Source organism: Paenibacillus ihuae, from assembly GCF_001368795.1.
Taxonomy (GTDB): domain Bacteria; phylum Bacillota; class Bacilli; order Paenibacillales; family Paenibacillaceae; genus Paenibacillus_AQ; species Paenibacillus_AQ ihuae.
In genome coordinates this window covers 192,160-198,056 of the sequence record NZ_LN831199.1, presented here as the reverse complement: position 1 = coordinate 198,056, position 5,897 = coordinate 192,160, and the positions used below count along the sequence as shown (strand labels likewise).

Sequence of the window (5,897 nt, the reverse complement as noted above, 5' to 3'; positions counted from 1 at the left end):
GAAGCTTTTGAGAAGATGAAGCAGCAGATCTACACGGCTCTGCTCGAATTCCAGGGGGAACGGGCGAATGCGCTGATCGACTTTGGCTTCTCGATGTACGGGTATGAGGCGATGTTTCATCAGGTGCTCGTACCGGTGCTGGTCAGGGTCGGTGATGCCTGGGAACAGGGTACGGCAACAGTAGCACAGGAACACTATATGACCCATATGGTCTCAAACCGCTTTTATCAATTCTTCCATGTGTTTCCGGTCCATGCCTATTTACCGAAGGTATTGGCTTTTTGCCCGGAGGGGGAGCATCATCAGGTAGGACTGCTGCTGTTCTCGCTTTTCCTGCGGAAGAACGGAGCCGAGGTCATTTATCTGGGGGCTAACACGCCGGAAGAAGGGGTCATGGCGATGCTGGAAAATCAGAACCGGATCGGGGCGATTTGCCTGTCGCTTACTGGCAAGGAACGGCTTCCCTACTGCGAGGGTCTCATTAAACGTTTGAGCGAAGCCTGCCCTGGGGTGCAGTTTATTCTGGGAGGCAAAGGTTTTGAGGGGGCTGAGTTTTCCTCTCCGGAAGCCGTTGCTATTATAAATGAGCCTGCGGAGCGCTGGCAGGACTGGTTTGATTATCTGTTTACAGGAATAAAGAGCAGGCCCTGAACCGGGCGGGAGAAAGAATCCTTAGGTATCACTTTCGGGTGATGTCGAAGGGTTCTTTTTTGCGTTATTTACACAGACCCATAAAATATGTATGATATCTGTATCAACAATGTATAGTTTTTGTATAATGTTTGTAACGGATGTCCTTATCGTATAGAAATCGTATAGAAACATAGAAGAGGGAGTGGAGCAGATGATTGGAAAAAGTGCCGCAAAGGTTGCTGTAGTCGGTGCAGGCCCCGGTGGTCTAGCCGCGGCTATGCTTCTGGCTGCCGAGGGCTACGAGGTAGAGGTTTATGAGAAGCAGAAGGTCGTTGGCGGAAGGTCGGGAGAACTCCGGCTGGGGGAATACCGCTTTGACCGCGGGGCCACCTTTCTGATGATGCCGCATCTGCTGGAGGAGCTGTTCGCTTCAGCAGGGCGCTCCCTGCATTCCTATGTATCTCTGCAAGAGCTGGATCCGCTCTACTCCCTGCATTTCGGAGATACCGTATTCAGGCCCTCAACGAACCAGGATCAGACTGCGGAGGAGATTGAGCGGCTGTTCCCGGGGAATGGGGCAGGCTACCGCCGGTTTATGGCTGATGAAGACGATAAGTTCGGCAGGGTCATGCCGCTGCTGCAGCGTCCCTTTGAATCCCCCCGCGATTATGTGAAAAAAGATGTGCTGCACGCGCTCCCTAAGCTTCATGCCACGGATACGGTGTATAACCGTTTATCCCGGTATTTTGATGATGAGCGGCTGCGCTATGCCTTTACCTTCCAGGCCAAATACCTCGGCATGTCACCATGGGAATGCCCCGGAACCTTTACCATATTGTCTTATCTGGAGCACCGCTACGGCCTTTATCATCCGATAGGCGGCATTAACCGGGTACTTCAGGCTATGGGGGAGGTCATTAAGGAGCATGGCGGCCGCATCCATACTTCCTGCGGAGTAGAGCGCATCTTGGTCAAGAACGGCCATGCAGCGGGGCTGCTGCTGGAGAACGGAGAGAGCGTGGACGCGGATTATATCGTCATCGGGGCAGACTTCGGTTCGGCAATGACACGGCTGTTTGAGCCCGGCGTACTCAAGAGATACACTCCTGCCAAGCTGGAGCGCAAGCGTTACTCCTGCTCGACGGCGATGCTGTATCTGGGGGTGGACGGTGCTGTAGACCTTGGCCATCATTCTGTTCATTTCGCGGAAGATTACCGGAGAAATGTAGATGAAATTACACGGCTTGGCACGTTGTCGGAGGATCCTTCGATTTATGTGCATAACCCTTCGGTTATAGATCCTACCCTGGCTCCTGCAGGAAAATCCTCGCTGTACGTGCTGATGCCGGTCCCCAATCTTCAGGCCGGAATTGACTGGAACCAGGAGAGCGCCATCGTTGAGGAAGAGATGATGGAACGGCTGGAGCGTATTCCGCAGCTTAGGGGATTGTCCTCCAGAGTGGAGGAGAGCCAGTTCTTCTCGCCGCTCGACTGGCAGAACAAACTGGACGTATATAACGGGGCCACCTTTAATCTGGCCCATAACCTCGGGCAGATGATGTATCTGCGCCCGCATAATACCTTCCAGGAGGTCCGCGGCATTTGGCTGGTCGGCGGCGGCACCCATCCGGGCAGCGGGCTGCCGACGATCTTCGAGTCGGCTAAGATCAGTGCGCGCCTGCTGCAGGAGCATGACCGCGCAGCCCGCAGTAAAGCCGTAGTCCAGACAGGCGTTGCCGGCACGGGAGCTGCGCTGTGAGCCGGGTTGCTATTGTCGGCGGCGGCATCGGCGGGCTGACTGCCGCATTGCTGCTTAGCCGCCAGGGGCAAGAGGTTGTACTGTATGAGCGTGCCCCGCAGGTGGGCGGGCGGGTTGCCTTCGAAGAGAAGGGGCCTTACCGGATCGACCAGGGGCCGACGATCGTGCTGCTTCCCGAGATGCTGCTGGGTATTCTGGAGGAAGGCGGGCTGCCGGCCGGGAGCCTGGAGCTGCTGCACTGTGATCCGCTCTGCCGGATTCACTTCAAGAGTGGGCGTGTCCTGACTAAGTATGCCAATATTCAGGAGCAGGCTGCAGAGATTGACCGTAACTATCCGGGAGAAGGCGCGGGGTTTATTCGCTTCATGAAGGATATGTCGGAGCTGTATCCCCGGGGCAAGGCTTCTTTTCTGGAACGGGGCTTCCGGCGTAAACGCGATTTTTTCAGTCCGGGTAACCTGTCGCTGATGGCCCGGCTGCGCGCCTATAAGAGCCTGCGGTCGGCAGTGGGAGAATATTTCAAGAGTGAAGAGCTGAAGGATGCCTTTTCATTGCAAAGCTTATACATCGGCGGGGCCCCTTTCCGCACACCGGGGATTTACACTATGCTGCCTTACGCCGAGCATGCCTTCGGCATCTGGATGCTGAAGGGCGGGTACGGCAGGCTGCCGCAGATTATAGCTCGCGAGCTGGAAGAACGGGGCGTGGAGATTCATACAGACACTGAGGTCGAGGCGCTGACCGTAAGCGGCGGACGCTGCCGCGGAGTTGTCATTCAGGGTGAAGCTATTCCCTACGACGCTGTGCTGTATAACGGTGATTTTCCGTATTTGGAGGGGCTGTTGGGGGGTTCTTCAGTAGTGCCGAAGAAATCCGGGGGCAGCAGGTTCAAGCCTTCCTCGGGCTGTCTGCTGATCTATGCGGGAGCGGCCAGAAGATGGCCGGATTCACAGGTGCACCAGTTTTTCCTGCCGGAGAGCCTGAATGACAACCTGCGTGAATTGTTCGATCACGGGAAGCTCTCCCATAGCCCTTCTTATTATGTATTTAATCCGGCGGTGCTCGATGAACACGCGGCTCCTCCCGGCGAAAGCGTATTGTATTTTCTTATCCCTGTTCCGACAGACCCGGACCTGGATTGGGCGGGCCTGGCCGGACCGCTGGCCGACAGGGTGCTCGCGGATGCGGAAGCCCGCGGATTTCCGGGGCTTGTCGGGAGTATCACGTGGCGTAAGCTCCGTACACCTGCTGATGCACAGGAGGAGGGGCTGTTCGGCGGAGGCAGCTTCGGGATAGCGCCTGTGCTGGGGCAATCGGGTGTCTTCCGGCCACAGCCGAAGCCCTATCCGATACAAGGATTATACGCAGCCGGCGCATCCGTACATCCCGGCGGCGGAGTACCGATTGTAATGCAGGGAGCAAGGCTGGCTGTACATGAAATGATGAAGGAGATGAGTATCCATGAATGAAACAATTTTGCTGCAATGCGGGGAACTGATGAGAAGAGGATCTTCTTCCTTCCATAAAGCGTTTGACGGTCTGCCCAGCCCGCGCCGCGAAGCAGTGCATGTTATTTATGCGTTTTGCCGGATCATTGATGACAGTGTGGATGAGCCGGAGAATTCACCGTACACCATTCATGAGCTCCGCAGCATGTTCTTGAAGCTGGAGCAGGCCGAGGGGCATTTCATCTGGCCGGCTCTGCGCTGGCTGTTCAGCAGCTTTCCCCAATTGAGCCAAGAGCCGTTTTTGCTGCAAATGGAAGGCCAGCTGCGGGATCTCACCTTTACGCATTATGAGACGATGGAGCAGCTGGAATCTTATTGTTATCTTGTAGCGGGGACAGTTGGAGAGATGCTGCTTCCAGTTCTGCGGGATGACGATAACGAAGAGGCGCGGGCAGCGGGTATATCGCTTGGAATGGGCATGCAGCTTGTCAACATTATACGTGATGTCGGCGAGGATTTAAGGCGCGGACGCAGGTATCTCCCCCTTGAAGTACTGCAGAGAAACGGTTACAGCGAGGAAGAGCTGGCTCAGGGCGAAGTCAATGAACGGTTTATTGCCGTACTTCAGGAATTGAAAAGAGATGCATTGACTTATTTTAAGCGGGGTCTCGATAATGTCTGGACGTATCCTCCCCAGAGCGGAATGGCCGTAGAGCTGGCTGCCGCCTTTTATGCCGCAATACTCGATGCAGTGGCTGCTGAAAATTATGATGTGTTCCACAAGCGGGCTTACGTCAGCGACGAGGCGAAGATTCTAATGTTCCGGCGCACGGCTGCACGGTATGCCATGGTGTACTGATGATCAGGACCCTATTCTGGATATGGTATGCCATTGGCGCATTGCTGCTGATCCTGTTCAGTATTCCCAAGAGCCTGGAGTTTTCCAGTGGTTTGTTTCTGATTCTATATGCGGTTTATGCCTTGGATTTGATAGCCAAGGGTCAAGTACAGCCATTTATGTCCGACCGGTCAGTCATTTTTTCAGATAAAAAAAGCTACCGCCCCCTATGGCTCCCGGCTGTTCTGATCTGGACCGGCGGGATGGCTGTGGAATGGGTAGGGGTCCACTCCGGGCGTCTGTTTGGCAATTATGAATATTCTTCTGCCCTTGGACCGCTTGTCTACGGCGTGCCGGTCACGCTGGGATTTGCCTGGATCGCTGTAGTGTGCAATGCTGTGCTGTTAAGTTTTGATTTTGGCCAAACCGGGCTCCGTTCGCGGGGGTTAAGAGCTGTTCAGACCGGCTTCTGGAGCGTGCTGCTGGATCTGGTGCTTGATCCTGTCGCTCACGCCAGCGATTTCTGGCATTGGGAGAATGGCGGCGGATTATATGGCGTCCCCTGGAGCAATTTTGCCGGTTGGTTCGTGGTTGGAGGACTGTTGTCCCTGTTCCTGCCCAATGTACAGCTGTCCTTTCGGGCAGCCCGCAGAGGGACCCGCTTATATCAGGCGATTCTGATTATGTTCGGGCTTATAGGACTGCGTGAAGGACTGGTGCTCTGCACGGTTATAGCCGTACTTGGCGCTGTTCTTTCGGAAGGGAGTCTGCGCTATGCTGGAAGCCGCCAAATCCCGAAGCTTTAACCGGTTATTCTACAGCTACAATTCGCTGTATTTACTCCGCAGGCATTTTCATTTCATTGGACTTTCGGGTGAGCTGCAGCCGCCAGCTGCCGCCGGCCGGCCTGTGCTCTACCTGATGAACCACAGCTCATGGTGGGATGGCCTGCTGGCTTACCATGCAGCCGGACGGCTGGGCGGCACCGGGCATTATTTCATGATGGAGGAGGAGCAGCTGCGCAAATATCCCCTCTTCCGCAAGCTCGGAGCGTATTCCATTAACCGCAGCAGTAGCGGGGAAGTCAGCGCCTCTCTGCGGTATACGGCAAGGCTGCTGCGTGAAGGCGGCAGTGTCTGGATCTACCCCGAAGGGGAGATTATGCCGCTCGGGCACCGCCCGCTGGTTCTAAAGGAAGGGGCTGCGCTGGTGCTGCGCC

The 5,897-nt window shown here is 55.5% G+C and carries 6 protein-coding genes; all 6 read left to right on the top strand.

The window, feature by feature from the left end:
* Window positions 1-651, top strand: a 651-nt coding sequence (locus tag AQR02_RS20575; protein ID WP_245237641.1) for a cobalamin B12-binding domain-containing protein, incomplete at its 5' end; no start/stop codon positions are given.
* Between the two features lie 193 nt (window positions 652-844).
* The gene (locus tag AQR02_RS20570) at window positions 845-2,392 is read left to right on the top strand and encodes a phytoene desaturase family protein (protein WP_054942313.1); all 1,548 of its coding nucleotides are present in this window, start codon (window positions 845-847) and stop codon (window positions 2,390-2,392) included.
* Window positions 2,389-3,861 (top strand): phytoene desaturase family protein, encoded by a 1,473-nt coding sequence (locus tag AQR02_RS20565; protein WP_054942312.1) that lies wholly within the window; start codon window positions 2,389-2,391, stop codon window positions 3,859-3,861. The genes AQR02_RS20570 and AQR02_RS20565 overlap by 4 nt, the downstream gene beginning before the upstream one ends.
* Window positions 3,854-4,699 (top strand): phytoene/squalene synthase family protein, encoded by an 846-nt coding sequence (locus tag AQR02_RS20560; RefSeq protein ID WP_054942311.1) that lies wholly within the window; start codon window positions 3,854-3,856, stop codon window positions 4,697-4,699. Before AQR02_RS20565 ends, AQR02_RS20560 begins: the two co-directional genes overlap by 8 nt.
* The gene (locus AQR02_RS20555; RefSeq protein WP_054942310.1) at window positions 4,699-5,484 is read left to right on the top strand and encodes a carotenoid biosynthesis protein; all 786 of its coding nucleotides are present in this window, start codon (window positions 4,699-4,701) and stop codon (window positions 5,482-5,484) included. The genes AQR02_RS20560 and AQR02_RS20555 overlap by 1 nt, the downstream gene beginning before the upstream one ends.
* A partial coding sequence (locus AQR02_RS20550) for a lysophospholipid acyltransferase family protein (protein WP_187388817.1) occupies window positions 5,453-5,897 on the top strand: 445 nt, incomplete at its 3' end. The genes AQR02_RS20555 and AQR02_RS20550, both read left to right, overlap by 32 nt.

Excerpts from the sequence above, each read along its gene's own strand:
- AQR02_RS20570 (WP_054942313.1), top strand. The coding sequence starts at position 845 with ATGATTGGAAAAAGTGCCGCAAAGGTTGCTGTAGTCGGTGCAGGCCCC.
- AQR02_RS20560 (WP_054942311.1), top strand. The coding sequence starts at position 3,854 with ATGAATGAAACAATTTTGCTGCAATGCGGGGAACTGATGAGAAGAGGA.
- AQR02_RS20555 (WP_054942310.1), top strand. The coding sequence starts at position 4,699 with ATGATCAGGACCCTATTCTGGATATGGTATGCCATTGGCGCATTGCTG.